The 23,372-nt window shown below is 41.2% G+C and carries 18 protein-coding genes; 11 read left to right on the forward strand and 7 right to left on the reverse strand.

Annotated features, from left to right (window positions below):
* The first annotated feature begins 24 nt into the window (after positions 1-24).
* From ABJF57_RS08490 to ABJF57_RS08500, 3 genes are all read left to right on the forward strand, one after another.
* Positions 25-408: an HYC_CC_PP family protein gene (locus ABJF57_RS08490; protein WP_462234255.1), complete on the forward strand. Its 384-nt coding sequence runs from the start codon at positions 25-27 to the stop codon at positions 406-408.
* Positions 409-483: 75 nt separating this feature from the next.
* Complete coding sequence (locus tag ABJF57_RS08495) at positions 484-2,682, forward strand: TonB-dependent receptor (protein ID WP_462234257.1); 2,199 nt, start codon at positions 484-486, stop codon at positions 2,680-2,682.
* A gap of 31 nt (positions 2,683-2,713) precedes the next feature.
* Entirely contained in the window at positions 2,714-3,106 is a 393-nt protein-coding gene (locus tag ABJF57_RS08500) for a heavy-metal-associated domain-containing protein (protein WP_462234258.1), read from the forward strand.
* Here ABJF57_RS08500 and ABJF57_RS08505 read toward each other — a convergent pair.
* The 4 genes from ABJF57_RS08505 to ABJF57_RS08520 form a co-directional block, all read right to left on the reverse strand.
* Positions 3,103-3,330: a hypothetical protein gene (locus ABJF57_RS08505; protein ID WP_462234260.1), complete on the reverse strand. Its 228-nt coding sequence runs from the start codon at positions 3,328-3,330 to the stop codon at positions 3,103-3,105. The two genes, ABJF57_RS08500 and ABJF57_RS08505, sit on opposite strands and share 4 nt — an antisense overlap.
* 163 nt (positions 3,331-3,493) lie before the next feature.
* A complete protein-coding gene (locus ABJF57_RS08510) occupies positions 3,494-4,198 on the reverse strand; it encodes an aspartate/glutamate racemase family protein (protein ID WP_462234262.1) in 705 nt (234 codons plus the stop codon).
* Positions 4,199-4,305: 107 nt separating this feature from the next.
* The gene (locus tag ABJF57_RS08515; protein WP_462234264.1) at positions 4,306-4,995 is read right to left on the reverse strand and encodes a response regulator transcription factor; all 690 of its coding nucleotides are present in this window, start codon (positions 4,993-4,995) and stop codon (positions 4,306-4,308) included.
* Position 4,996: 1 nt separating this feature from the next.
* Positions 4,997-6,301, reverse strand: a complete 1,305-nt coding sequence (locus ABJF57_RS08520; protein WP_462234266.1) for a sensor histidine kinase — start codon at positions 6,299-6,301, stop codon at positions 4,997-4,999.
* Between the two features lie 174 nt (positions 6,302-6,475).
* Between ABJF57_RS08520 and ABJF57_RS08525 the strand changes: the two genes are divergently transcribed.
* The 6 genes from ABJF57_RS08525 to ABJF57_RS08550 all read left to right on the forward strand — a co-directional run bounded on the left by ABJF57_RS08525 (position 6,476) and on the right by ABJF57_RS08550 (position 15,021).
* The gene (locus ABJF57_RS08525) at positions 6,476-8,842 is read left to right on the forward strand and encodes an ABC transporter permease (protein WP_462234268.1); all 2,367 of its coding nucleotides are present in this window, start codon (positions 6,476-6,478) and stop codon (positions 8,840-8,842) included.
* Between the two features lie 92 nt (positions 8,843-8,934).
* Positions 8,935-10,707 (forward strand): MutS-related protein, encoded by a 1,773-nt coding sequence (locus tag ABJF57_RS08530; RefSeq protein WP_462234270.1) that lies wholly within the window; start codon positions 8,935-8,937, stop codon positions 10,705-10,707.
* A 29-nt stretch (positions 10,708-10,736) separates the two neighbouring features.
* A complete protein-coding gene (locus tag ABJF57_RS08535; RefSeq protein ID WP_462234271.1) occupies positions 10,737-12,053 on the forward strand; it encodes a WD40 repeat domain-containing protein in 1,317 nt (438 codons plus the stop codon).
* A 104-nt stretch (positions 12,054-12,157) separates the two neighbouring features.
* Complete coding sequence (locus tag ABJF57_RS08540) at positions 12,158-12,850, forward strand: DUF6261 family protein (protein WP_462234273.1); 693 nt, start codon at positions 12,158-12,160, stop codon at positions 12,848-12,850.
* A 61-nt stretch (positions 12,851-12,911) separates the two neighbouring features.
* The gene (locus ABJF57_RS08545; RefSeq protein WP_462234275.1) at positions 12,912-13,649 is read left to right on the forward strand and encodes a DUF6503 family protein; all 738 of its coding nucleotides are present in this window, start codon (positions 12,912-12,914) and stop codon (positions 13,647-13,649) included.
* Positions 13,650-13,812: 163 nt separating this feature from the next.
* Positions 13,813-15,021, forward strand: a complete 1,209-nt coding sequence (locus ABJF57_RS08550) for an exo-alpha-sialidase (RefSeq protein WP_462234277.1) — start codon at positions 13,813-13,815, stop codon at positions 15,019-15,021.
* Positions 15,022-15,027: 6 nt separating this feature from the next.
* On the opposite strand, the gene ABJF57_RS08555 is transcribed toward ABJF57_RS08550, so the two are convergent.
* The 3 genes from ABJF57_RS08555 to ABJF57_RS08565 form a co-directional block, all read right to left on the reverse strand.
* Complete coding sequence (locus tag ABJF57_RS08555; protein ID WP_462234279.1) at positions 15,028-18,540, reverse strand: ABC transporter permease; 3,513 nt, start codon at positions 18,538-18,540, stop codon at positions 15,028-15,030.
* Positions 18,541-18,609: 69 nt separating this feature from the next.
* Positions 18,610-21,267, reverse strand: coding sequence for an ABC transporter permease (locus ABJF57_RS08560; RefSeq protein WP_462234281.1), 2,658 nt, complete (start codon positions 21,265-21,267; stop codon positions 18,610-18,612).
* Positions 21,257-21,586, reverse strand: a complete 330-nt coding sequence (locus ABJF57_RS08565; protein WP_462234283.1) for a PadR family transcriptional regulator — start codon at positions 21,584-21,586, stop codon at positions 21,257-21,259. Before ABJF57_RS08565 ends, ABJF57_RS08560 begins: the two co-directional genes overlap by 11 nt.
* 275 nt (positions 21,587-21,861) lie before the next feature.
* Between ABJF57_RS08565 and ABJF57_RS08570 the strand changes: the two genes are divergently transcribed.
* Together ABJF57_RS08570 and ABJF57_RS08575 are read left to right on the forward strand one after the other, a co-directional pair.
* Entirely contained in the window at positions 21,862-22,434 is a 573-nt protein-coding gene (locus ABJF57_RS08570; protein ID WP_462234285.1) for a helix-turn-helix domain-containing protein, read from the forward strand.
* Between the two features lie 90 nt (positions 22,435-22,524).
* Positions 22,525-23,286: a hypothetical protein gene (locus ABJF57_RS08575; protein ID WP_462234287.1), complete on the forward strand. Its 762-nt coding sequence runs from the start codon at positions 22,525-22,527 to the stop codon at positions 23,284-23,286.
* The last annotated feature ends 86 nt before the right edge of the window (positions 23,287-23,372 follow it).

The raw sequence follows: 23,372 nt of genomic DNA on the forward strand, positions 1-23,372 counted from the left end.
GTTAATATCCGTATCTTTGCAACAGTGGGCGTCTTTAAAAACATAGCGAATACTTTTTTAGCAATCACCTTGCTGGTAGCTACCACAGGCATTACCCTCAACAAGCACTACTGTATGGGTAGGCTGAAGTCTATCGCGGTGAATGTTCACGCTGAGCATTGCTTTGAAGGAGAAGACGAACAAATGCCTTGTTGTAAAGACATCAGCGAAGAACTCAAAGTAGAAGAGTTCACTACTGTTGCTTTTGATTTTGATGCCTCTCCCGACTTGTATCAACTGGCAATTGTCCATTTTGTTCTACGTGAGGATATTGACTTTTCTCAGCAATTAGAAAAGCAGTTTCGACACTACTCTCCACCCCTTCCTGACAAGGATATTCCTGTACTTATCCAGTCCTTCCTGATATAATACCGATTGTGATTACACCTTGAGACCGCTTTTTCGGTCACGGATAATTCATTTTTCACAATCAAATTTTTAATCATGTATAAAAAACTAGGCTTAGTGCTTTGCATAGCACTATCCATTTCAACAACCTACGGACAAACCGTCCGCGGGAAAGTAGAGACTATAAATCACGAAGCGCTTATCGGAGCAACCATACAGGAATTAGGAACTCAAAATGGCATAATCACAGATGCAGAAGGCATGTTTGAGTTAAAGCTCTCTTCACGGGATGCCTTTCTTGTCATATCCTATTCAGGCTTTGTTTCAGACACGGTGAAAGCTGATTTGTCCAAAGCCACGCATATCCAGCTTAAGGAGAATGCCGAGGAATTGGAGGAAGTGGTAGTACAAGCTAGCAGTACATTCATGGATGATCTCGAATCAAAACACATTGAGGTCATTACTGAAGCAGAACTTACGAAGGCTGCCTGCTGCAACCTCTCCGAAAGCTTTGAGACCAATGCATCCGTAGATGTGTCATTCACAGATGCCGTAAGTGGTGCAAAAACCATTCGCATGCTCGGCCTTGATGGTCGCTATGTGCAGATCAATCGAGAAAACATCCCCAACGTACGCGGGCTTTCTGGTAGGTACGGCCTCTCTTACGTACCAGGTACCTGGGTGCAATCCATTGATGTGGGCAAGGGTGCAGGAACGGTTGTCAACGGATTCGAGTCCATGACCGGACAAATCAACGTCGAACTCAAAAAGCCAGAAAACAGCGAAAAACTTTACCTCAATGGCTATGTAAACTCATTTGGCAGGTTTGAGGTGAATGCAAACCATGCTAGAGACATCAACGACAAATGGAGCACTGCCCTCCTATTCCATACCAACTACCTTAATAGTGAGATAGATCAGAATGATGACGGATTTTTGGATCTTCCAAAGTCTCGTCAAATCAATGTGATGAACAGGTATAAGTTTCGCGGAGAAAACTTGGTATCTCAGATTGGATTTACGCTTATGCGTGATGAAAAAGCCGGAGGGCAGCTTGGCTTTGATTTTGGAGATGACTTCAGTTCTTCCACGCAATACGGCTTCAAAAATGAAACGACCAGAGCAGAGGTTTTTGGCAAGACGGGTCTGCTGTTTCACAACAAACCATACAAAGGCTGGGGTTTTATATATTCAGCATCATACCTGGATATCAACGGAGGGTTTGGAAGAGATAATTACAAAGGAACTGAGCAGACGCTCTACGGAAATGTCATCTTCCAGAACATCATTGCTAACTCTTTTCATTCGTATAAGACAGGCGTAAGTATCCTTTTCAATGACTTTGATGAAGTGTATGCAGATTCCACATATAGTAGACAAGAGGTGATTCCAGGTTTATATTATGAATACACTTATTCACCAGGAGACCGGTTCTCGTTATTAGCAGGAGCGCGAACCGATTTCCATAACCTATATGGCACATACTTTACTCCCCGGCTTCATTCCCGCTACAAGTTTTCAGAAAATACAACACTTCGAGCAGCGATCGGAAGAGGCTATCGTACACCAAATGCCATAGTAGAAAATAGTAACGTTTTGGTTTCTTCCAGGCGATTAATCATTGAAGAAGCGCCGGCACCGGAAATTTCATGGAATATGGGCGGTAGCTTGACAACCGCCATTCCTGTTGGAGAAAGGCAATTAAACCTTATCGTAGATTACTTCTACACCACCTTCGAAAACCAATTGATCTATGATATGGATCAAAGTTCGAGCGAACTTCGGGTATACAACCTTCGGGGAGACTCCTATGCGCACAGTTTCCAACTAGAGGGCAATTATCAATTTTCCGACAGGTTTAGTGCGAAAGCGGCTTATAAATTTTATGACGTACGTGCTACAATCAATGGAGAGGTGAGAGAAGTTCCCTTCAATTCCAGAGATCGCTTTTTTCTAAATGCCTCCTACGCTACTCGATTTGATAAGTGGGAAGCAGATGCCACACTGCAATGGTTTGGCTCAAAAAGGCTTCCCGATACCTCTGACAAGCCGGTAGAATTTCAGCGTGGAGAAACCACCCCCGATTTCTTCTTGCTGAATGCTCAGATTAGCCGTACGTTCAGGTGGGGTAACTTATACTTGGGTTCAGAAAACCTGCTCGGATTTACGCAAGGCAACCCGATCATTGATTCGGAGAACCCATTTAGTAATAATTTTGATGCCTCTATCGTGTGGGCGCCAGTAGCTGGTCGCATGGTGTATGCAGGCTTTCGATATAAAATCAAACGTAATTGATATACAGAAATTGACCATTAAAATTAAAGATATGAGAATAGTACTTTCAATGATAGCAAGCATGACAATGCTTTTATCAATCGCTCAAAATGAGCCCATAGAAGTGGATGGAGGATTTAAAATTGAGATTAAAACCTCAGCGATATGTGAGATGTGTCAATACACATTGGAAAAGGATTTGGCTTTTGAAAAAGGAGTAAAAGAGGCCACGCTTAACCTCGATGATAAAGTAATGAGCATCACTTATAATCCTAAGAAAACGGATCCGGAGACCTTGAGAAAACGAATCACAAAGGTTGGTTATCATGCAGATACATTAGCAAGAAACCTCATTGCCTACGACAATCTTCCAATGTGTTGCAAAGATGGGTCACATGGAACACCTATTCCACAGGTTCCACTAAAGGCTAAAGATGGGAATTAACTATCGAGCTTGAACTTAGCATAATTTTTCGCTGCGCTGCAGTAATCAAGAAAGGCTCTGTTCAGCGATTCGTCATTAAGTCTGGAGATGTAGCTTGCAGCTGACTCATCAGTATCTGCCAGCTTATCACCACGCTTATGTGTTGAGTGATCAAGATTTGAGACAAGTCGGTTAATTGATTTCCTTAATTCACTTTGCTGAGAGGAATTCTTAAGTTGTATCATGTGTAGCTGGTTAACTCTGTCAAAAGAAAGGTAAATCTGGTTAAAACACTATCGGATTTACCCCTATTTTTTGGTATTATGCAAATTTAATTTAGCATAACGTTGCATTAAATATTTAACCGCAAACGCAAACGAATTGTTAGATAACAATTTCAATTTTCTTTCACTTATCATCCTTATTCAATACAAAAGCGGTGGCCTCCTCAGCATGGATGGTTGTTGTATTGAAAATTGGTACTGAAAAATCTTTTCCATTTAGCATCAATGGGAACTCGGTACAGCCCAATACAATACCTTCTGCACCTTCTTGTATCATGGAATTTACCACATCAACTACGTATGCTTTGGAGGAAGCATTAATCACTCCATAGGTCAATTCTTTCTGAATAATGCGGTGAAGCTCCTCAATTTTGTCGTCATCCTTCGGCACTAAAACCTCAATGCTTTTTCGAGAAATACGATCTGCTATGTAGGATTCCCGCATAGTAAATTTCGTGCCTATGAAACACACCTTATTTATTTCTTTGGCTGCAATTGCCTTGCTTGTGGCATCCGCAATGTGAAGAATCGGAACATGTATTGCATTACTCACTGCGTCGTAAACTTTATGTGGAGTATTTGCGCAAAACATCACAGCCTCTACACCAGTCTTTTCGAGATTCAGAGCCGCTTGGGTCAGGAGTTTTGCAATTTCATCCCATCGATCCTCATTTTGATATCGATGAATTTGCGATTGATTGAGGTTGTAAAGCATCAGAGGAGGATTCGTATTATCTCCAAAATGTTCATTCACATTTTCATTGATTGCTCGGTAATATTCAATGGATGAATGCCAAGAAGTTCCTCCGATCAATCCGAGTTTTTTCATATAACAATTGCCTTGATTTCTTTTTGATATTGCTCAATCAGGTTGAATACACAAACACCCCTGAAGGAACGCATGACCAATTCAAAGATAGCAGGTTAGGCCGTGATTCAATGCACTTCTTGATCTTGCAGAACAAATCCTTTGCCATGTACATTCACAATCTGAACGGCTGGGTCTGCTTTGAGATATTGGCGAAGTTTATGAATGAATACATCCATGCTTTTACGATTAAAAAAATCGCTTTTACCCCATACATGTTTTAGCGCTTTACTTCGATCTAAGACTTCATGCTTATTCTCACAAAGCAGCTGCAAGATTTTAGCTTCCTTCTCTGTTAGACGTTGCGCTTGATCACCTATACTTAATAGCTGATTATTGAAATCGAAATGATATTTTCCAATGTGGTACGAACGGTTGTTGGCTACCGTATCCTGATTTGTTCGTTTGATCAATGCTTTGATACGAGCGATGAGTAATTCCTGATCTATGGGCTTTACAATATAGTCGTCACACCCAAGCCTGAATCCTTTGAGTTTGTCCACTTTCAATGCTTTCGCTGTGAGAAACATGAATGGCATGCCCGGATCCAGGTCTCTTATTTCTTTGGCCAAAGTAAATCCATCCTTGAGGGGCATCATCACGTCTAAGAGGCACAGATCAAATGTATGCTCCTGAAAGGTTCGCAACCCCTCCTCTCCGTCCTTTGACAAAGTGACCGTAAAATCGTGAAGCTCAAGATACTCCTGAAGGATATATCCAAAACTCTCATCATCTTCTACCAGCAGTATCCTTCCCATATCAGCTAAATGGAAAATATAAACGAAACTCACTTCCCTGATTAAGCTTACTACTCAGGTCTATTCTTCCTTTGTGCTCTTCAATGATCTTTTTTACATAGCTTAATCCTAAGCCAAATCCTTTTGCATTTTGAATATTGCCTGATTCTGCGCGATAAAATTTATCAAAGATGTAACGTTGAATTTCTTCTCCAATCCCGATACCATTATCCTGAATTGCTATCTCAATTCCTTGTGGATGATCAGAAGTTGTGATGACAATTTCCGGAACATCTATGGTGTACTTAAGTGCATTATCTATCAAATTATAAATGATATTGACAAGATGAGTGCCGTCAGCCATCACTTCTGATTGCGTCGCATTTAGTTGGAGCGAAATTGCACCGTTGCGCTTACCTACCATGAGTTCCATGCTATCAACCACGCGTCTAATCACATCATGGACATTGAGGTTTTTCTTTTCAAGTGTAAAGTTACCAGAGTCAATCATCGCTATCTGAAGCACTTTATCTACCTGACCTTCAAGTCTTTTCGCTTCAAGCTCAATTAAATTAAGGTAGTTGGCTTTTTTTCTTTTTTCTATTTCCGGCTTATCACTTTTCAGCATGCTTGTAGCTAGTGCAATTGAAGCAATGGGCGTCTTGAATTCATGGGTTAGGTTGTTGATGAAGTCATTTTTGATCAGCGACAATCGTTTCTGCTTTCTGATGACGATCAACGTATAGGAGAAACATCCAATAAGGAGCAAAATAAACACCACGGACATCATAAGTGCTCCACTTGATTGAGCAAAAACATAGGCATCCTGATCAGGGAAGAATAATGCCAGATGCAGATTGCCACCTGATGAGCAAGTTAGATTCGCCCAACCGTGACCTCTTTCTCTTGGATTTTCACAACTGACCAACTCAAAGTCAAGACTTGCTCCATCGTCTCCCATGACAAAGTTGAATCCATCCGTGTGCTCCTTATGCACATAAACCGCATACTCATACTTGAGGTCAATACCATGCGCTGTGAAAATAGGCTCCAGGATGTTTTTCATGTGCTGATCCATAATGGGATCATTAAGTTTGTCGCTTTGCAACATGCGATGCTCCGCTTCTCTGAGTCTTTCGGCATGAAGAGGGTTGGTAAGAAACTCTTTTGAAATCTTGCTCGATGCGAGATCCACTTTCTGCAGGAAGATCTGCTTATTCGTGGTGAGGGAAGATCGCAGGTTCTGAATTTGCAAAGCAGAAAGCCCTAGCAAGGCTAATGAAGCCAAGCCGATCACAATGAATATCGCTCGTTTAGATAATTGCATCCGAATGCACTTTAATAAGGAACATTTAAATAACGGATTGTTTGTCTTTAAATCAAACCATTCCTATGTTTTAACTCTTTTTTAACCAATTTAACTTTTCGTTATCGCTATTTAACTAAACGTTATTCTTCTGGGTCTCAAGCATGTCGTATTGTTGAACAAACAATTTTGACTATGAGCATTTTTTTCAATCTAAGCATCCGGAATTTCTTAAAATCAATCGGTCTCAACAGCCTCAACATATTAGGCCTATCTCTCGGAGTTATCGCAGCGCTACTCATCATTGTTTATGCGGATCATGAGTACCACTACGATCAGTTTCATCAAAGTGCTTCCAACCTATTTCGTATGGAAGCGAAGACCAATGGAGATGCCTGGTTTTCTAATCTTGGGGTGGAGCATTCCAGAGAACTTATTGGGGGCGCATATCCTGAGGTAAAAAACAGGGTGTTAGTGAATAGAGCTCCAAAGGCATTCTATAGCTACAGAGACAACAAGTTCGCAGAAACCAACATCATCCAAACAAATCCCGGATCAGTTTTTTTTGACATTTTCGACTTTGAGGTACTAGAGGGAAATCCGGAAGGATTGCTGGAAGAACCCAATGCAATTGTTATCACCCGCTCAATTGCAGAAAAATACTATGGAGAGGCTTCACCCATCGGTGAAGTCCTAACACGTGACACCATTCAATACAAAGTGACAGGAGTCATTGCGGACCTTCCCACAAACACCCATCTGAATTTCGATTTGATTTATACCAATCCAAGTCTCTATGAAAGAGACCATCACCATTCTCAAATCTATTTCGAACTGTCAAACGATGTGAGCATTGGTCAACTGGAAGATAAGATACTTGCAATGGATGTCGCCAGAGATGAATTTCACAAGTTGTCTGAAGTACAATTAATGCCTGTTTCAGATATCTATCTGGAGTCTGATGCAGCATTTGGATCGGGAGGAAAAGGTGACCCTTTGCAGTTGAAGGTATTCCTAATTATTGGCGCACTGATATTGCTCATTGCTATCACAAACTATGTAAATCTTTCCCTGGCTATTTACCTGGGCAAAGGAAGAGCTGTTGGTATTCGAAAAGTATTTGGTGAATCCAAAACTCACATCGTTTTGGCATTCATTTATGAATCACTCACTACCATGCTACTTACCCTTCCCATTATATTGATCGGCTTCAGCTTTGCCTTACCGGCACTCAATATCATCCTGGATGTCAACCTCTCCAATGTACTGCTTAGTTCTCCATTATACATTTTTGGTACATTGGCTTTTTTAGCTTTGATAGGCATCATCACTGTACTCTACCCTGCAATTGCTCTTAGCAACACTGATGTAAACTCGCTCATGAAAAGTAAGTCAGCGATGAATATTACTGGTGGCACCAAGTATCGAAATGGGTTGATTTTCTTCCAGTTCATTTTGCTGTTTACGCTGGGCATTTCAGGTTGGTTTATGAATAAGCAAATCAGGTACCTGGACAATAAAGACATGGGGTTTGACGCCACCAATGTGATCAAAGTGACCAATGCTTTTGAAATCGGAGAATTTGCCAACTATGAGCTATTCAAAACCAAGCTATTGAGCTACCCTCAGGTTGGTGGTGTCGCTTTTGGCCCAATGATGGGTGATGGAATGAACCCATTAGCTTATAAGGTGGAAGGAGAAGATGAAACCTATGAAAACCTGCTATCCTATGGAGTGGATATCGATTACTTTGAAGTAATGGGCATGGATCTTACTCATGGAGACTTCAAACGTGTTTTGCAGTCAGCCGAGGCAGGACAAATAGTATCACTTGTCAATCATAACTTCATCGATCGCTTTGGCTGGCAAGATGATCCCATCGGTAAAAAAATCATTTTACGTCCTGGTACAGAAAACGAACTCAATCGAAAAGTATCTGGTGTTTTCAGAGACTTCCATTTTTATGCACTCAAGGAAAAAATCACTCCGCAGATTATTTCGCTGCGAACAGATCCACAATTTGTAAATACAAACATTCTGGTTAAGTCAAATTCTGATAACCTGGAAGAAATAATTAACCTCATTGAAGATCAGTGGTACACCATTCAGCCCGATGTGCCTATGGAGTATGACTTAATGGACGATGCAATCAAACGCATGTACGCAAAAGAACGACAGACCGGACAAATTAGCATCACTTTCTCCATGCTAGCCATCGGACTGTCTGTATTGGGTCTGGCCGGATTCATGATCTACATCATTGGCTTAAAATCAAAGGAACTGACCATTCGGAAAGTACTAGGTGCTTCTCTCCTTCGTATTATTGGCGTTTTGAATCAGGATCTTTGGTTCATAGTGCTCAGTGCTGCAATACTTGGAAGCCTTTTCAGCTACCTAGTCGTGAGTACCTGGCTTGAAGATTACGCCTATACCATTGACATGAATCCCTGGGTATATCCAATGGCATTGATACTGGCTTACGTCATGATTTTTGTGATAACCGCTACACGATCTATTAAGTGGGCGCGAACAAATCCGGCGCTTACGCTGAATGAAGAATAGTCAACAATTCAGCGGACTACAAAGATTAAATCATCCGTTTGCTTAACCTTAGGCACTAAGAATCGTTATCCTTGCTTTTCGAAGTGACTAAGTTGAAAGTATACAAGGATTTCATAGCATTCTATCAGGGATTGTCCACAGATCTATCGGCACGTGATAGGCGAATCAGTATGTATCGATTTACATTGATGCTTGCCGCAATTGCGCTTTCTTATCAATACTACGAATCGGGCAGGGGTATTCTCTTAACCGGCACGATTTTAATTTTGGTAGCATTTGCGCTACTGATCAGAAAACACAGTGCCACGCGATGGGAAAACAAATTGGCTAAAGCCAAAATCTCAATTAACGAAGAAGAATTGAGCTACCTAAATGAAGGCAAGTTGCCTTTCGGGAATGGCAAAGAGTTTGTCGATTCTACCCATGACTACTCTTACGATCTCGACTTCTTCGGCGATCATTCTCTTTTCCAACACCTCAACAGAACAGGTACAATAACCGGCAAAAAAGTACTGGCCGATTCGCTCCTTCACATATTGCCGAAAGAAGAAATCTTAAAAAATCAGGAAGCAGTAAACGAATTAAAAGATCAGATTGAATGGCGACAGGAAATACTTGCACTTGCCAGAATAAAACAGGATAGTACTGAGAGTCTTGAGGATTTGATACAATGGTCGCGAAAAAAACCAGCTAAGATTCCCGGCATCATCCACTTTATCTCCTATGTCAGCCCTGTAGTGATTCTCATCACGCTGTCTTTTTATTTGTTTGCTTCGAACGAAATGATGGGACGGATAAGTTTTCTTCTTTCACTCATCAATCTTGGTGCGGTAAGCTCCATGTTTAGGTCTATTAAAAATGAACTCATGACCACCACCCGGATTGAGCAAATACTCAAACAATATTCATTTCTTTTCAGACAAATAGAGAACACACATTTCCATTCGGAGAAACTGCAGCAATTGAAGCAGAGGCTCACCCAAAGTAATCATAAAGCAAGCTCAAGTATTCATCAATTGTCTCTCCTTTTTGGGAGACTTGAGCACGTGCAAAATGTTTTTGCCGCTCCAATACTCAATGGGTTGGCCTTGTATCATTTACACGTATTGAGAGGATTATCCAACTGGCGGAAAAATTATGCTGCACATGTAGAGGATTGGCTTAAAGTGATTGGTGAGTTTGAAAAGTATAGCAGTCTGGCAAATTTCAGCTACAATAATCCGGATTTTACATTTCCTGAGGTAAATGATAATCAAGAACTGAGCTTCGAAGAGCTGGGACATCCGCTCATACAGCAAGAAAGCAGTGTAACAAACTCGATTCATTTTCAACCCCATTCTTTCTTCATTCTTACAGGCTCAAACATGTCAGGGAAAAGTACATTTCTCCGTACGTTAGGTATTAACATGGTTTTGGCCGGAATTGGAGCACCCGTATATGCTAAGAAAGCAAGCATATTTCCATTGCCTGTTGTGGTGTCCATGCGGTTATCTGATTCACTCACCGATAGTGAATCATACTTTTATGCCGAGGTGAAGCGACTGAAATACATCATGGATCGTCTGAAAACGCAAGCGTGCTTTGTCCTTTTAGATGAAATATTAAGAGGCACTAACTCAGACGATAAACGAAATGGAACCATAGAAGTCATCAAGAAAATGGCCGACAAGAACGTCTTTGGAGGAATCGCTACACATGACCTTGAAGTATGCAATGTGGCTAGTGATTATCCAAAAAGACTGACCAACAAACGATTTGAAGTAGAAATCATTGATGATGAACTGGTGTTTGATTATAAACTCCGTGATGGGGTATGTCAAAACAAAAGCGCAAGCTTCATTATGAAAAAAATGGAGGTCATCTAATAGTACACCTTTCTTCGTAACTTTAGGTTATGCGATTCTTACTCACCACAATTCTTTGCGTAGCTACTAATTTCTGTTTTTCTCAGAGCGACTTAAAAAATGATCCCAAAATCACTGAGTTGGTAATGTCCATGTCTCAACGATCGTTGGTAATGCCCGGGTATTTGACTGACCTTAAAGCTTTAATTGCGAGGCAAGCCTACGAATTTTGGAAAAATGGAGAAACAGAACCCTACGTATCTCACCTCAATGTCTATCAAGCGTTGTACGAGGCAAATAAATATTTAGGGTATGATTCTGCAAGGAATCTTGCATACAATCAGGTTGGCTTCCACTCAAATACAGTTACCTCAGTGGTCTTTGGTGCAAACCCTGACTACTACTATTCCTCCTCCTCTGATGGACGAATACTGAAATGGAATGTTAAACAACCGGGAAGCATTCCTGAAGTAGTCTATGAATCAAAGAAAATTATCCAATCCATTGAGATGTCCAATGATGGAAAGGTGCTAATGGCAATTTTTTATCAGGAAGGACTGGCGCTTATACCTACTGATCAAAACATACAAGAAGACATTGCTGTATTGGAAGATCCACAGCCTGTTCAAACGGCTACTTTCATTCCTGGTGAAAGAAAATACCTGAGCGTGACCAAGGCTGGAGATTTGATTCTCAAGGGATTTGATTCCAAATCCGAAAATGTTGGAAAAACCGCACTCAAAGTAAACCAACTTAAGGTGGATGAAAACAACGGCACCATCTACGCAGGTACCGACCAAGGTGTGCTAGAAGCTTGGGAAAAGCCCTATGAGGTCAAAGAAAGCCCAATAGAAGATATCATGAAAAATTGGAGGCAGCAGTCTTATTTCGGATATGAACTTGGCACTTTCTCCATCAATTGTTTAGATATCAGTCCCGATGGAAACACATTAGCCATTGGTCGTGATCGTGGGGATGTAATTCTGTGGGATATTGAAAATAAGGAGCTCATTCGCATCATTTATGGTCATCAAAGCACCGTTACCGACATTCAGTTTAATCCGAAAGGTAATCTTCTCCTCACCACCAGTAGAGATGGCACGGCACGCATCTGGGATCTGAAAGAATCGCGCAAGCTTCCCATCATTATGGAAGACCACCAAGATTGGGTGCTAACTGGCAGCTTCGATCCAAGTGGCACGCAAGTGATCACTGGCGGAGGTGACGAATACATTCGTACATGGCCAGTAGACCCTGCCTATTTTGCTTTTCGCATATGCGCATTGCTTGAAAGGCAACTAACCCAAGAAGAGTGGGATGAGTTTGTAGGGAGTGATATTCCTTATGAGGTCGCTTGCAGCGAATAGTTATATCCAAAATTTTCAGTGCCTTATCGAAGTTTAGTTTTTTGTCTGAGAGGAAGGAGCTTTCTTGGCACACTCAAAATCCCTACCACTAACCAGAAAGAACCATGCTCAAGCAATTTTCACACTCACTACTCACATCCGAAGAATTAGTCGTCTTAGCAGAAAGGCTTGTTCAATCGCTCAATTCTTCTCCATTGAAAAGCACTTTGGAAAACAGAATTAAGAAAACCACCGAAGCATCAAATGTATTGTCGGAGGCACTCAATGAAAGTCTTTCCAACGTATACGCCTCACGCGTACAACAGGCAGATTTAGTACGTGATGATGCCTTTCAAGCCTTCAAATACGGCGTTTTATCTGCATCGTATCGCACTGAACCATCGATCAAAAGAGCTGGAGAAAAACTCGTGGAGATCGTAAGGAAGAGAGGGTTTAGTCTATATAACCTTGGTTACATCGCCCAAAGTGAAGCCATGAGAAGTCTGGTTGAAGACTTGAACAGATGCTCAGCAGAAATATCCCATGCAGGTGTAGCTGATTTACTTGAAGAAATGCTTAATGCCCATGAGCAGTTCAATCAGGTTTATCACGAAAAAATCAATGATGGCTCCACAAGCGAGACTCCACAAGTGGTGGTTTGGAAAACAGAACTCTCTAAGCAAATCACTTTGTTTTTAAACCATGTAGAGTTACTGGAAGAAGATAAGGAAGAAGGGATCGGAAGCCTTGTGGATAAGCTCAATGCCACCATTACCGACATGATGGAACAAGCTTCTGAAAGACAGCAAACAGCATAGTTATCTCTTTTGCCGTCTGTGCGACAAACCCTTTGACAGTCTTCTTACGTTTGGTAGTGAAATGAAAAAATTCGCTCTACTTATTCTATTGGCCTGGGCATGTGAAAGTCCCACGCCTACCGCACAGCAAGTGGTAGATAAAGCCATTGACGCTTCAGGAACAGCAGGTTTAAACAACGCATCTTCCCTGTTCACTTTCAGAAATATAAAATACGAATACTTCACAGATGGTGGGCGTTTTTCCTATGCTCGAACGCAGAAGGACAGTCTGGGCAATGAAGTAAAGGACGTGCTTAGCAACGAAGGCTTAAAGCGCTTCATAAACAATGAAGAAGCAATCATTACAGAAGAAAAGCGTACTGCCTATACGGCATCCGTAAATTCCGTGATCTACTTCGCATTCCTCCCTTTCTCACTCAACGATGCTGCTGTAAATAAGTCATTGGAAGGTGAAGTCAAAATTGCAGATAAAACGTACTATAAAATTAAAGTAACATTCAATGCTGAAGGAGGCGGTGAGGATTTTGAGGATGTTTTTTACTACTGGTTTGATACACAAGATTTCAGCATGGATTACCTAGCCTACAGTTACAATGAAGATGATGGAAAGGGTATCCGATTCCGTGTAGCTTACAATCCTCGGCAAATAAACGGCGTAACAGTTCAGGATTATAAAAACCTGAAACCAACTGTGAAGGATAGTGTGCCACTTGCCGAAATAGACGCAGCTTATGAAAATGGCAAACTCACTCAATTATCGCTCATTGAACTCGAAGATGTTGTAATTTCGATTCAATGAAATGGCACTGAAGCCCAGATTGGTGTCTTCACCAACTTATTGAATGTTTTTGAAATTGCCATTTCGTGGGGACGCGAACCATGACGAAGGCGCTGCAATCTGCTAGAAGATATCTAATAACAATAATGAAGCTCCGTTCAAAATCAATGCATAACTTAGTTTCATGAAGCTACCACATGCATCCGTTGCACTACTTATCCTTTGCACTTTTTGCAGTCAACCTAAAGAGAACGAGCCTGCAATCGCTCAGGATTTGACAGTTCCATCAAACGTCAACTCAAGCCTCCCCTATTTGATCAAAGGGAATGATGGGAAACTATATCTGAGTTGGATAGAAAAGGGAGATTCAATTCAATCAGTATTTAAATTTTCCTCCTTAGAAGCAGATAACTGGGATACGCCGGAAGTCATTGCACAAGGGAACAACTGGTTTGTCAACTGGGCCGATTACCCAATGATTGCCATAGATAATGTGGGAAACAAAATTGCTCATTACCTCGCCAAAAGCTCAGCTGGAACCTATTCATATGATGTAAATGTGGTGCTCAAGCATACGGACTCGATTAACTGGTCAGCACCAATCATCCCCCACAGTGATGGAACGCCCACCGAACATGGTTTCACTACTTTGTTAGCTGGTACTGATGGCTCTTTTACCCTTGCCTGGCTAGACGGCAGAAATACTGGCGGAGGTGACCATAGCAATCACGGAACCGGTGGTGCTATGACCTTACGAACAGCGCAAATAGACCTGGAAGGAAATCTGTCCGAAGAAGAAGAGCTTGATGGTCGGGTATGTGATTGCTGCCAAACAAGTGGCGTGATGACAAATGATGGCCCAGTCTTCGTATATCGCGATCGCTCAGTGGATGAGATACGTGACATGGCATATGTGACCAAGAAAAATGGCCAATGGCAAGCGCCGAAGCTTGTGGCTGAAGATAACTGGAATATAGCAGGCTGCCCGGTGAATGGACCAAGGATGGCGGCCACTGAAAATGGAACAGCTGTCGCCTGGTACACTGCTGCTTTGAACCGCCCCAAAGTAAAGGTTGCTTTCAAATCAGGAGCTGATTTCGACGAGCCAATAATCATAGACAATACCTCCCCTATAGGCAGGGTAGATATTGTTATGATAAATAATCAAACTGCGATTGTCAGTTGGCTGGATGGCGGGGATAATCCTGCCATCAAATACCGAACGGTCAATCAAAACGGATCCATGTCGTCGGTATTCCTGCTGGCCGAAACCTCTAAAGAGCGGGGGAGCGGATTTCCTCAAATGGAGGTTCACAATGGATCATTGTACTTCGCATGGACAGAAATGGGAGACGTTGACCTGATCAGAATGAAGAAAGTGACTTTGCCTTGATGTTTGTTATTCTTGCCTCAGTGAATCCACAGGGTTAGCGAATGAAATCTTCGCTACCGAAGAAACTACGCTTAGCAAAGCAACAAAAAATAAGACAAGGACAGATAGCAGAAAAGGCATGAAACCAAGTGGTGCCTGATACGAAAATTCAGCAATCCAACTTTGCATAAGTAAATAGGATACCGGTAATCCAATGATAACAGCTACAGCAATGAGTTTGACAAACTGTCCAAGAATTAGTCTGATTATTTGGCTTGAAGAAGCTCCCATAATCTTTCTCATACCTACTTCTTTCACTCGCTGATTCAGAATTGCGATGGCCATTCCTAACAATCCAAGACTCGCCAAGATCAACGCCACCATCGAAAAAATGGAAAAAATGGAAAGTGTACGTTCCTCTTGTGCATATAGGGCAGCTATTTCCTGATCTAAGAAATGGTATTCAAATGGAAGTTCACTATCAATATTCTGATTATAAACTTCCTTGATTTTTGCCATTGTTTGGCTAAACTGCTGTCCTTCAAGCTTGACTAAAATATGCCCCGCTGCTTGAGGGAAGAGCCCCATTAGCAAAGGCCGAATCTCTTGATGGAGTGATTGAAAATGAAAATCCCTTACGATACCTACAATTCTGGATTCGAACTCTCTGCCACTGGCATCTTGCACTAAAACCATTCCTATGGGATCATCAACATCCAACTGGTGGGCGAAAGACTCGTTGATGATAACTCCCCCCAGAGAATCATTCGTAAAAGATCTATCGAAACTCCGTCCCTTTACTATTTCAAGATCAAGGACTTTTTCTATTCCGTAATCGACCATAATCTCAGAAACATCTACTCGATTCTCGGGAAAATCCCTGAGAAAATAGGCGTGTTGATTAAACTGCCCTCCTGGTACGCTTGAAGTCAGTGAGGTGGAGTTGACCCCACTTATGGCCTCTAATTCCGTGAGGGTTGTTTCAAGTGCTTCATCATCTACTCCCCCTATTTTCACACTCAGGGGAACATTGAGTGATATAATAGCTTCCTTATCAAACCCCAGATCCTTGTTTTTCATGTATTGAATCTGGTTATAAATGATCAAGCTTCCGCTAATCAGCAGTGCGGAAATAGTAAACTGAAGAATAACTAATGCGCTTCTTAATCGTACCCCTTTCGAGCTTGATGTCAACTTCCCCTTCAACACTTCAGCTGGCCTGAAGGAGGATAGAACAATCGCTGGGTAAAAACCAGCCAAAACTCCTACTCCTAAACATAGCAGCAAGGCTTTAATCATGAATGCAACATTAAGTATGTCTTGAATTTGGAAATTTTTCCCGCTGATTGTATTGAATCCGTCCAGCATGAAACCCACTACTAAAAGTGAAATGATCAAAGCAGCAAATGAAAATACGATTGACTCAATGTAAAATTGAATGGACAAGCTTTTTGAAAAAGCTCCTAATGTCTTCCTCACACCTATCTCTTTGGCTCGTTCAATGGATTTTGCAGTAGTAAGGTTGGTGTAGTTAATTGCCGCAATTAGGATTAAGAACCCAAAGACCGCAAGGAGAATATAGATGTATAAGATATTGCCATTATTCTCCAGCTCCCATCTTAGGTGAGAGTTGAGGTGAATGGCTGATATGGGCTGAAGCTCAAATTTCGCTTCTTCAGCCAATAGCATTTCCTTGTCTGTTTCTGACCAATCCAGGTAGCCAACAACCCACGCCGGAATTTTGGATTCCAGCACTTTTGGATCAGTTCCTTCCTTCAATTTGATGTAATTAAAATGACCAAAGTCTGCCCAGGTCATCCAATTACTCTCCGGGTTTATCTGCTTGAGGGTTACATACGGAATGATTGCATTGAAATGGAAATGTGAATTCTCAGGCATAGGTTCCACCACTGCTGATACTTCTGTGAGCATCCCATTCATTGAAAGTTCTTTCCCAATGGCACTGGAATCTCCAAAATATTTCTTAGCAAGCGGCTCTGAAATTACCAGTGACCAAGGCTTGCTCAAAGCAAATTCATCTCCTTCCAGCACTTTCAACTGAAAAATGTCTAAAAAGGTAGAATCACCAAAATAAAAGTCGGGTTCTTCAAATAGAATGTTGGATTGAACATTCTTAACCCTAATCTTATCTTTACTTAAACCGGGACCGTACCACGGTGAAAGTGTTACAGCTGCCTCAACTTCTGGAAAATCATTGACCATTGCTTGAGCGAGTGGATGCGGGGTCCGTGTTTGTGGATTGTCATTCATCCATGCAATGCGATAGATACGGTCAGCATCCGGAATTGCTTTGTCATAAGAAAGCTCATCCTGGATAAAGAGGTAGATGAAAATGGCACAAGTGAAGCCAACACTTAATCCAACAATATTCAAGAAAGAGAATAATCGATTTCTTTTAAGATTTCTACTAAATATTTTTAAAAAGTTGAGAATCATACCACGTTTTATTTTGAGGTTAAAAACATGATTCAAACTAAAAAAACCTTGATCTATGGATGGTGCTTTCCGTTCGGTTAGACGTTCTTCCCCATAAGTCCGAACGTGCTTTGCTTCTCGATAATCCGATGGTGTCAGGCCTGTACGCTTCTTAAACGCCGTATTGAAGGCGGATTTAGAGTTGTACCCTACCATGGTCGCTATGTTCTCAATTTTAACTTGTTCATACTTTTCCAGCCGTAGCATCTGGCAAGCCTCACGAATTCGATAGCGAGCCAGCAAGTCTTGAAAACTAATTTTGAGCGACTCATTAAGCACTTGAGACAAATGATGTGTAGTAGCGCCAAGCTCTTTTGCTAGTTGCGTCAATGACGCATCATCTCTTTGATAAAATTTCTGATCACGCATCACCGCTTCCAGTTTTTCAAGAATAGAAGCTTTAATTTCTGGATTAAGTGTAGACTTCTTGTACTTATTGCCTATCGGGATGGGCGTGAAAAAAATCGATTCATTTAAGATTTGGAACAGTATCTGAGCTAAAAAAAGCAAATAAAGGGAGGCGTAAATCAGTGTGCTCGTTTCTAAAAATGAAAAAGCGACAAAAACAATGTTGAACATCGCAAAGTTGCGAAACCAAGCGATTCTAGCACCTGGATTAAGAAAGTAAGAAAACCCTCTGGATCTACTCTCATCTAACATCAGTTTCAATGTATTTGCAGCATAGCCGATGGTTAGTAAACCAGCAGCTGCCTTTACCAGTGACAGGTCAAATGCGATAAACAATACGCCTGTCATGCCCAATACGGGCATCAAATGAACAATCCTTACGCGCTTCTTTTGAAAGAAAAATGAGTGGCAGTATAAAAAGAAAGAAACTGCCGTAGGAACAATGAAAGCTGGTGTAAGATTGGGTATGCCGAATTGTTTCGATCCAAATATGCAGAGATATGCCAGCGTTAGAATCCCAAGCCAGCGACCAGAAGGATACTTGCTTAAAACAAGCAATAAACCTGTAAGCCCACCTACCAGGAGTAAGCTCATGGTAAATGTCTCTATCCATGGAAACGTAAGCCACTGATCCATTGACCAAAAATGGTGAATAAGTTGGAGTTGAGCGGCTTACGTAAACTATTTCTTTTTTCTAATCTTGTGCTATTCGGACCTTAATCCTTTTACGGGATTTACCACAGCGGCCTTGAAAGATTCAAAGCTTATGGTTGCGATTGCGATAATGGTCGTGATGATACTTGCCACTACAAACACAATCCATCCTATTTCAATGCGAAATTCAAAGTCTAGCAACCATTCCTGCATGAGGTAAAAACTTACGGGAATTCCAATTAACAATGACATACCCACGAGTTTCATGAAGTTAATTGTCAAAAGGCTGAATATCATTTTGATGGATGCTCCCAAAACTTTTCGAATGCTTATCTCCTTGCTTCGTTGCTCTACCATAAAAGCAGAAAGACCAAAAAGCCCCAAGCAAGCCACAAAAATGGCAAGTACGGAGAACCCAGTAAACACACTACCTGTTCGTTGTACATCTTCATACATAGAAGCAAATACTTCATCAAGGAAAGAATATCGGATGGGCTGATTGGGCATGATTTCATCCCATGCTGCCGTTATCTCTTCAAGCGTGCCCTTCATGTTATTTGTCTTAACTCTCACAGGAACAACAGAACCGAATCTACCTAGAGCCAGAGCCAATGGACCGATACCATCTCGCATACTTTCAAAGTGAAAATCTTCAATAACACCAATTACTGTCCACCCTTCCCAGTTTTGAACTCTCGCTCCAATTGGATCGTCGAGTCCCAGTTCTCTGGCCATTGTTTGGTTGATGATAAGTGAACTTGAATCTCTCAAAGAAGTCTTATCAAAATCTCTTCCTAACATCAAGTTCATCCCAAGTGTCTCAATGTAATCATCGTCTACATGCCAGACCTGAGCCCCAATAGCTTTATCAATTTTGCTTCGTCCCTCCTTCCAAAACTCATTTTGATCCCTTTTTGTACCAGAAACAGGAAGGTAATTACTAGCTGATACACTTTGAACATCAGAAAGATTGAGCAAGTTATTTTGAAGTAAATCCAGCTTATCACCAATCGAATTTACTCCTTGAAGAAGGACTACATGTTCTTTATCATATCCCAAATCTTTGTTGAGCATAAACTGCATTTGCTGATAAACCACAAGGGAGCCAACAATCAATATAACGGAACAAGTAAATTGGAATATCACCATTATACTCCTTAAGGTTGAGGTTTTTGCTCCTTTGCTGACCTTTCCACTTATCACTTCTATTGGCCTAAATGCTGAGAGATAAAAAGCCGGATAAATCCCTGCAAGTGTCCCAACCACAATGGCAAGAATGATCATCGAAGGAATAAGCCACCACTCTTCAAAAGGTATATCTAAAGTCTTTCCAGAAATCGTATTAAAAAAAGGCATCAGTACCCATGCCAGCATGATTCCGAATGCGGTTGAAATCAAAGTGACGAGAATTGATTCCGTTAGAAATTGGCCGATTAAGTTGCTCCTGAAAGAACCGACAACTTTTCTCAAGCCTACTTCTTTTGCACGATTAGCTGATTTAGCAGTACTCAGGTTGATAAAATTGATACACGCCAAAACAAGTACGAAAAAAGCAATCGCAGAAAACAGCCATACAATTCGTATATCACCATTTTTTAAAACATCATTAAGGTCTCGGGAATAAAGGTGAATATCGACTACAGGCTGTAGCTCATAACTCCTGTATTGCTCTACCGCCTCTGCATACAGATTTCCGCGCTCTCTCAAATAAGGAACATAATTTTCCTGCATTACTTTGGTCAACTTGGCTTGCAATTCCTCTGCGTTAATACCTTCGGCTAACTTGAAGTAAACATTGTAGTTGCTGCAACACCAGCTTGTTTGTTCACCTCTCCAAAACTCGCGCTCTGTCAATGAAATCAAAAAGTCAAATTGTAGGTGATTTTGAGGATCAGGATTTTCCATCACTCCACCTACTACTTTTGGGTTTTCCAAATCTTCATCCAGTATGAGTGTTTTGCCAATCGGGTTTTCATCAGGAAAGTATTTATCGGCCTTCGCTCGTGATATAAGAATCGAGTTTGGTTTTGACAAAGCGCTTTCCAAATCGCCATATACCATTTCAGGTCTGAGAATTTCGAGCAATTCCTGATCCATGAAAGCAAAGCTGTCTTCATAGGCATTACTCATACGATCTGATCTTCTTACCTGATTCTCCCCGCCTTCAAACCAATTATAAGGGATTAGCCTACCTGCCATCTCTATTTCGGGAAACTGGTTCTTCATCATTTGAGCCACAAGTGCCTGATGTGCTAACCATTTTTCAAAATCTGCAGGGTCGTTGCTTACATTGATCAATCGATAGATACGTTCAACCTCAGTGTAGTTTCTGTCATGACTTAACTCATCTTTGACAAAAATAGAGATGAGCAAACAGGCAGTAATTCCAATTGCTAAGCCTCCCACCTTGATTAATGAATACATTTTGTGCTTGACTAGTCCACGCCAAGCGACTTTTAAATTGTTTCTAAACATTGCGTTAGTGTTTGAGTGTTTTGACCATAATTTCCGAATTGCAAATGGGCGAATAGAGCTTATCACATCACCAATAAAACTGTAGTCCGCTTTCAGTTTCGATGATTTGCTCCTCCTTTTGGCATACAGCTCATAAAGGTCGCCTTGTAGTGTTTCTATGACGCGTTCAGAGCAAAACCACTTAAGAAGAACATCAGCCCACTTGGGTGGATGTATTTCCTTTTCAGGCTTCATCCAGGCCTAAGTTTAGTCCTTCAATGTTTTTGGAAAATTCAAGGCGAATCTTATTTACTTCCAGTATTGCTTCCTTTCCTGCGGAGGTAATCTGATAGTATTTTTTCCTCCTCCCTCCTCTTTCGGAGGTGGCTCCTCCCTCATGTGAAGTCAGACATCCTTTGTCCTCCAAGCGATAAAGAGCAGAGTGAAGCGCTCCAATACTTGGACTCTTGCCTGTCTTTTCTTCAAGCATTTCTTTCACCACTACGCCGTAGGCCTCCTCTCCCAGCGATCCTACTGCTAAAAGAACCAACTCTTCAAAAGCTCCAATTTTCATAATTCTATTATTTTCCTAAAACCAAATCAAATATAGAACGATTTAATTCCTAAAACCAAATTAAATCAAAAATATTTCATTCCTAAAACCAAAAGAAATACATATTATTGATTCAAAAGTGGAATAAATTCTGCCCATATTTTTTAATAAATCATCAACTCATGTCCTTATTTGCTTTCACTGACAAGGATGACGTAAGGATGTCTTAAACTTGTCGCAGTGAGTCATAAAAGCTGAAAATACCTTTGTAGGGTATTTAATTTAAACGAAAGAAGATGAAAACAACAGTGAATATTAAAGAGCTACGAAATAGAAAAGGATTTTCTCAGGATGAACTTGCCGAAAAATCAGGATTAAGTTTAAGGACAATCCAGCGAATCGAAAATGGTGAAACCGAGCCTCTTGGCGATTCACTTAAGAAAATAGCAAGCGTGCTGGATACCACTCCTGAAGAGTTGATAGACTGGGACATGGAGGAAAATTTAAACTTCATCAAACGAATGAACCTATCAGCACTTTTCTTTTTGCTTTTTCCACTACTTGGTATCATCGTACCGTACATGATTTGGCATTCTAAAAAAGGGCGCATAGCAAAACTAGATGAGGCTGGAGCTGCACTTATCAACTTTCAAATCACCTGGAACATATTACTTTTCTTTGGTCTCATATTTACGTTCACATCGCTTGTTTTTGGCGCTCCGGATCCTTCTCTCGCCATCCTTATCACAGCCGGGGCACTGTTCTGTCTTGGAGCCTACGCCTATAACTTGCTAATGATTATCATTAACACCTCGCTGATACAAAAAGGCAAAACGCTAAAATATATGCCAAGCATCAAGTTTTTATAAGACGTGACCAATACAAAATGGCTTTTAAGATGGCTCTTTCATCTAAGTAGTTGTGGCTAACTTGTATTTTAGCGAAGAACCCAAACTCTTATGAAAAAGCTAGTATTCTTATTCCTAATCACCTCATTCCTTTCTTGCAAAACAGATGATAGAAATGAGGTGCTTGTGCTTGGTTTAATCCATGGCAGCCATCTAACGCAGCAAGAGTTTTCGACTGATGTGCTACGCGACATGGTGAAAAAAATTGATCCTGATGTCATTCTTGCAGAAATACCACCGGATAGATTTGAAAAAGCCATGAGCACGTATGCAGAGACTGGAATTGTGAATGAATCACGGGTTGCACGCTTTCCTGAATACATAGATGTAATCATCCCGCTTACTAAGGAAATGGATTTCGTCCTTGTACCCACAGCTGCCTGGACAGAAGAAATGGCCAATGCAAGACTGGAAAAAATGCGAGAGATTCGGGATGATCCCGATCGTGCGTACGATTGGCAACTCTATGGGCTGGCCAGGCAAAAGGCTGACTCAATCAAAAAAGCGTCTGGCAGAGAGTTTGATCCTTATTGGATAAACTCCGATGCGTATGACAATGCCAGTGAGGTCGCTCTAAGTATTTATAACGACCTCTTCAATGAAGAATTAGGTCTAGGAGGATGGGACAACATCAACAAGGCGCATTATGCTTACATTGAAAAGGCCTTGGATGAATATGCTAATCAAGGTAAACGGATTGTCATCACCTACGGAGCTGGGCACAAGGGTTGGTTTTTAAGAGAACTAAAGAAGAGAAACGATATAAAACTCATTGGTTTAAAAGAAGCAATGGGCTTACAGCCTTCACAATAAGTCGAGATACAAACCAAAAGTGTCCGCATTGCCAACGTTGTTAAAATTCATAATCGGTCTAATTTAAGCCTATAAGACGTTTTTAA

This window comes from Ekhidna sp. (genome assembly GCF_039940915.1).
Lineage (GTDB): Bacteria > Bacteroidota > Bacteroidia > Cytophagales > Cyclobacteriaceae > Ekhidna.

Bases quoted from the DNA above. Each gene is read 5' to 3' on its own strand.
- ABJF57_RS08495 (WP_462234257.1), top strand. From the start codon at position 484: ATGTATAAAAAACTAGGCTTAGTGCTTTGCATAGCACTATCCATTTCA.
- ABJF57_RS08500 (WP_462234258.1), top strand. From the start codon at position 2,714: ATGAGAATAGTACTTTCAATGATAGCAAGCATGACAATGCTTTTATCA.
- ABJF57_RS08505 (WP_462234260.1), bottom strand. From the start codon at position 3,330: ATGATACAACTTAAGAATTCCTCTCAGCAAAGTGAATTAAGGAAATCA.
- ABJF57_RS08510 (WP_462234262.1), bottom strand. From the start codon at position 4,198: ATGAAAAAACTCGGATTGATCGGAGGAACTTCTTGGCATTCATCCATT.
- ABJF57_RS08515 (WP_462234264.1), bottom strand. From the start codon at position 4,995: ATGGGAAGGATACTGCTGGTAGAAGATGATGAGAGTTTTGGATATATC.
- ABJF57_RS08520 (WP_462234266.1), bottom strand. From the start codon at position 6,301: ATGCAATTATCTAAACGAGCGATATTCATTGTGATCGGCTTGGCTTCA.
- ABJF57_RS08525 (WP_462234268.1), top strand. From the start codon at position 6,476: ATGAGCATTTTTTTCAATCTAAGCATCCGGAATTTCTTAAAATCAATC.
- ABJF57_RS08535 (WP_462234271.1), top strand. From the start codon at position 10,737: ATGCGATTCTTACTCACCACAATTCTTTGCGTAGCTACTAATTTCTGT.
- ABJF57_RS08540 (WP_462234273.1), top strand. From the start codon at position 12,158: ATGCTCAAGCAATTTTCACACTCACTACTCACATCCGAAGAATTAGTC.
- ABJF57_RS08545 (WP_462234275.1), top strand. From the start codon at position 12,912: ATGAAAAAATTCGCTCTACTTATTCTATTGGCCTGGGCATGTGAAAGT.
- ABJF57_RS08550 (WP_462234277.1), top strand. From the start codon at position 13,813: ATGAAGCTACCACATGCATCCGTTGCACTACTTATCCTTTGCACTTTT.
- ABJF57_RS08555 (WP_462234279.1), bottom strand. From the start codon at position 18,540: ATGGATCAGTGGCTTACGTTTCCATGGATAGAGACATTTACCATGAGC.
- ABJF57_RS08560 (WP_462234281.1), bottom strand. From the start codon at position 21,267: ATGAAGCCTGAAAAGGAAATACATCCACCCAAGTGGGCTGATGTTCTT.
- ABJF57_RS08565 (WP_462234283.1), bottom strand. From the start codon at position 21,586: ATGAAAATTGGAGCTTTTGAAGAGTTGGTTCTTTTAGCAGTAGGATCG.
- ABJF57_RS08570 (WP_462234285.1), top strand. From the start codon at position 21,862: ATGAAAACAACAGTGAATATTAAAGAGCTACGAAATAGAAAAGGATTT.
- ABJF57_RS08575 (WP_462234287.1), top strand. From the start codon at position 22,525: ATGAAAAAGCTAGTATTCTTATTCCTAATCACCTCATTCCTTTCTTGC.